We start from the raw sequence: 4,133 nt of genomic DNA, 5'->3' as shown, positions 1-4,133 counted from the left end.
TATGCTACGGCGCACACCGTTATCTACACGTGTTTACGTACACTCTTTCCCTCCCCCCCGCTCTTCCTATCTGCCACTTTACGGAAGAGATCGGTGGACGTCCCGGCCCGTACCACGCCCGGTGGCGGCCGGGCCGGGACGTCCACCGATCCCCCTCGGTTCCTCCGCCGTTCGTCCACCGGGCGCGCGGACGGCCGCGAGTCGGCGCCGTTGTCACACCCCGCCGAAGACAGCCGTCTCGTCGGGTGTTCCGCCCGCCTTCTCGTCCGGCCGGGCGTAGGACGCGGTCACCAGCGCCGCCGCCCCGATCAGCCCGGCGTCACCGCCCGTCAGGGCCGGGGCCACGACCAGGCCCCGGGTGAACGAGAGCGTGGCGTAGTCCCGCATGCTCCGCCGCAGCGGCTCGAAGAGGACGTCGCCCGCCCCGGCCACTCCCCCGCCGACCACCGCGGTCTCGACGTCGACGAGCGCCGCCGCGGCCGCGATCCCCGCCGCCAGTCCCTGGGCGGCCCGGGCGAAGGAGGCCCGGGCCACCGGGTCACCGGCCCGCGCGGCGGACGCCACGGCGGCGGCCGTGATCTCCCCGTCGGGGCCCGGCCGCCAGCCCGCCGCGAGGGCCCGGCGGGCGATGTTCGGCCCGCTGGCGATGGACTCGACACAGCCACGCCCGCCGCAGGGGCAGAGGTCGCCGTCGAGGTCGACACTGATATGACCGAGGTGACCCGCGTTGCCGCTGGGGCCCGGATGGACCCGGCCGCCGATGACCAGACCGGCGCCGACCCCCGTCGAGACCACCAGGCACAAGGCGTTGTCCCAGCCCCGGGCCGCGCCCCGCCAGTGCTCGGCCGCGGCCATCGCCACCCCGTCGCCGACCAGCCCGACGGGCAGTCCGCCGGTCACCCGGCGAACCCTGGCCACCAGCGGAAAACCCCGCCAGCCCGGGACGTTGACCGGGCTGACCGTCCCCTCCGAGGCGTCGACGGGCCCGGCGCTGGCGATCCCCACCGCCACCACCCGCCGCCACTGCGGTCCGGCGGAGAGTTCGGCCAGCACCTCCGACACCGCGCCCATCACCGTCTCGCCGTCCTGCAGGGCGGGGGTGTCCCGGCGCGCCCTCAGCCGGATCCGGCCCGCCCGGTCGACCAATCCCCCCGCGATCTTCGTACCACCGATGTCCAGCGCCGCGACAAGTTGCGTCCGCATGGTTCCCACGTCCCCGTTCCCCCGGTACAGTGCCGCAACCGCGACACCGGGCGTCCAGTCTTCCCTCCCCTGACAACGTTGTCCAGGTTCTATGCTCAACGCTGCAACTCCACTTCACCGTACGACGACGGGACGACGACACCGTGGCCGAGACCGACCGTTCACCCCTGCTCCCCGGCCGTCCCCGGGGCCCCGAGTCCCGGTACGGCAACCGGCCGACGATGAAGGACGTGGCGGCGCGCGCGGGGGTGGGCCTGAAGACCGTCTCCCGGGTCGTCAACGGGGAGCCCGGGGTCACTGCCGACACCGAGCGCCGGGTCAGGGAGGCGATCGACTCGCTCGGATTCCGCCGCAACGACAGTGCCCGGGTGCTGCGCAAGGGCAGGACCGCCTCGATCGGTCTGGTGCTCGAGGATCTGGCGGACCCCTTCTACGGGCCGCTGAGCCGGGCGGTCGAGGAGGTCGCCCGGTCCCACGGCGCCCTGCTCATCAACGGGTCCAGCGCCGAGGACCCGGAGCGCGAGCAGGAGTTGGCACTCGCCCTGTGCGCCCGGCGGGTCGACGGACTCATCGTCATCCCGGCCGGTCACGACCACCGCTATCTGGAGCCCGAGATCAAGGCGGGGGTGGCCACCGTCTTCGTCGACCGCCCGCCGGGGCGGATAGCCGCCGACGTGGTGCTCTCCGACAGCTACGGCGGGGCCCGGGCGGGGGTGGCCCAGCTGATCGCCCACGGCCACCGCCGGATCGGCTTCATAGGCGACCAGCCCCGGATCCATACGGCGGTGGAGCGGCTGCGGGGCTATCGGGCGGCGATGGAGGACGCCGGTCTCGCGGTCGATCCCGCCTGGGTCTCCCTCGGCTCGACGGCGCCCGAACGGGTCCGGCGGGCCGTGGACGACATGCTCGACGGCTCCGGCTCCGTGACAGCCCTGTTCGCGGGGAACAACCGGGTGATGGTGACCGTGGTCCGCACCCTGGCCGACCGGGAGCGCAAGGTCGCGCTCGTCGGCTTCGACGATATGGAGCTGGCCGATCTGCTCGGGATCACCGTCATCGCCCAGGACGCGGCCCTGCTGGGGCGGACGGCGGCCGAGCGGCTGTTCCGGCGGCTCGACGGCGTCGAGGAGGAACCCACCCGGGTGACACTCGCGACCCGGCTGATCCCCCGCGGCTCCGGCGAACTCCCCCCGGCGTAACGTCCCTTCGGACGCGAGTACGCCCCCGCCCGCCCCCGCTTCCCCGCCCCGCGCCGTCGTTCGGCACGGGGCGCTTTCACGCCCCGGTCCCCCGCTGGGGGCTCCTGGTCCAGACCTGACCGGAACCGTACGCCGCACGCCGCACGTCCTGAGCGCTGGGCCCCGGGACGACACGAGTCATCACGGGGCACCTTCACAGGACACACATAATATCGGCCGAGTTATCCGCATATCAGCCAAATCATTGGGGAATCTGCGCTTCCCATTGCTTCACGAGATTTGTCCGGACAGTCTTTCTTCCGCCATCGGGGCGTGGACCCCGATGACATCGGCGAAGAGGGAGGGCTCGACCTCATGTCCATTCGCAAGATGTTCGCCGCCGCCGCGGTGGTGGCGGCCGTGGCCGGTGCGGGACTGATGACCGCTCCGACCGCCCAGGCGGCCGACACCGGCACGACGACGTCGTCGGTGGTCCAGCCCACGAGGTGGACCCCGTGGGGCAGCTACGCGAACCTGGGCCAGTGCCACTGGGCGGGCAACTGGGCCGTCATGAACGCGGGCGCGTCCTACTTCGACTGCGCCTACAACGCCCAGACCAACCTCTACGACCTGTTCATCTGGCGCCCCTGACGCTCCGAACCGCACCATGCGCGTCACGCCCGCGGCCGTACTCGGCCGCGGGCGTTCCCCGTTCCCGGTGGGGTCCGGTCACCCGGGCTCAGCGCCGGGTCGGGCCGGTCCGGCGGGCGGGGGCGTACGTCTCCAGTTCGGCACGGGTCAGTCCGGACCGTGCGCCCGTTCGAACGCCGTGAGCAGCCCGGCCATCGCGGTGACCTGCTCGGCCCGGCTCACCTTCGGCAGTGTGAGGACCAGTCCCCCGGGCAGCCCGCCGTGTTCGACCAGCCCGGTGAGGAAGACGTCGAGGGTGCGGATGGCCCGGCTCCGTACCGCGGACTCCAGGGATTTCATCCGGATACCGGTATATGGGGCGGCGGTGCCCCGCCGGTACGCCTCGGCGACCAGCCGGGCCGCGCGGGCGGCGTGCCCGTCCTCCTCCGCGTCGGTCCGGCCGTCGTAGCCGTCCTCGAAGTCGATCCGCAGATCCTCGACGGGCTCCCGCGCCAGCTTGGTCCGTACCCGGTCGTACACGGCCTCGGCCCGCGCGCCGGAGAGCCCGGTGACGGCTCCGAAGGAGGCCGCGTCCGGGGCGTGTTCGGCGAGTACGCCGAGGGCGGCGGCGCCCCAGGTCCGGGGGGTGTCAGCGGTGAGGTCCCGGGCCGACACATAGACGGTGTGGACGGGTTGACGGGTACCGGGGTCGCCTGGGTAGCGCCGGGCGAGTTCGGTGTCCACCGGCGCGAGCAGGGTCTCGACCGCCGCACCGAAAGTGGTGGCCGGTGGTTTCCGCCGCGTCATCGCCGTACGCCTCCCCTGCTCCGGTGCGGAGTCACGCGTTCGTACGGGGCAGCTAGGCGGCGGTCGTGATCGCCGTCAATGGCGCCGGGGTGGGCTGGAACGGCGGGAGCCGCACGGCGGGGTTCCACCGTGCGGCTCCGGCCGTACGTCCGTCTCCCCGGCTCGGCCGTCGCGGCGGCGACGGATCCGGGGGGCGGTTCAGCCCTTGCGGGCGTTGACTTCCTCGGTGAGTTGGGGGAGGACGGTGTGGAGGTCGCCCACCACCCCGTAATCCGCCAGCTCGAAGATCGGCGCCTCCGGATCCTTGTTCACCAC

The 4,133-nt window shown here is 72.9% G+C and carries 3 protein-coding genes and 2 pseudogenes; 2 read left to right on the top strand and 3 right to left on the bottom strand.

The features are described from left to right. Window positions 1–213: 213 nt before the first annotated feature. Window positions 214–1,203 carry an ROK family protein gene (locus AB0G74_RS34185; RefSeq protein WP_361154587.1) on the bottom strand — a complete coding sequence of 330 codons (990 nt, stop codon included), beginning with the start codon at window positions 1,201–1,203 and terminating at the stop codon, window positions 214–216. A 221-nt stretch (window positions 1,204–1,424) separates the two neighbouring features. Between AB0G74_RS34185 and AB0G74_RS34180 the strand changes: the two genes are divergently transcribed. Together AB0G74_RS34180 and AB0G74_RS34175 are read left to right on the top strand one after the other, a co-directional pair. Then, window positions 1,425–2,402, top strand: coding sequence for a LacI family DNA-binding transcriptional regulator (locus AB0G74_RS34180; protein ID WP_361154590.1), 978 nt, complete (start codon window positions 1,425–1,427; stop codon window positions 2,400–2,402). Between the two features lie 354 nt (window positions 2,403–2,756). After that, window positions 2,757–3,032, top strand: coding sequence for a hypothetical protein (locus AB0G74_RS34175; RefSeq protein ID WP_361154585.1), 276 nt, complete (start codon window positions 2,757–2,759; stop codon window positions 3,030–3,032). 156 nt (window positions 3,033–3,188) lie between these two features. Here AB0G74_RS34175 and AB0G74_RS34170 read toward each other — a convergent pair. Both AB0G74_RS34170 and AB0G74_RS34165 read right to left on the bottom strand, forming a co-directional pair. After that, window positions 3,189–3,818: pseudogene (locus AB0G74_RS34170) on the bottom strand (aldolase); the annotation flags it as partial. Window positions 3,819–4,016: 198 nt separating this feature from the next. Next, a pseudogene (locus tag AB0G74_RS34165) lies at window positions 4,017–4,133 on the bottom strand (electron transfer flavoprotein subunit alpha/FixB family protein); the annotation flags it as partial.

Source organism: Streptomyces sp. NPDC020875 (genome assembly GCF_040641415.1).
Classification (GTDB): Bacteria; Actinomycetota; Actinomycetes; order Streptomycetales; family Streptomycetaceae; genus Streptomyces.
This window is presented reverse-complemented; position numbering and strand designations above follow the sequence as displayed.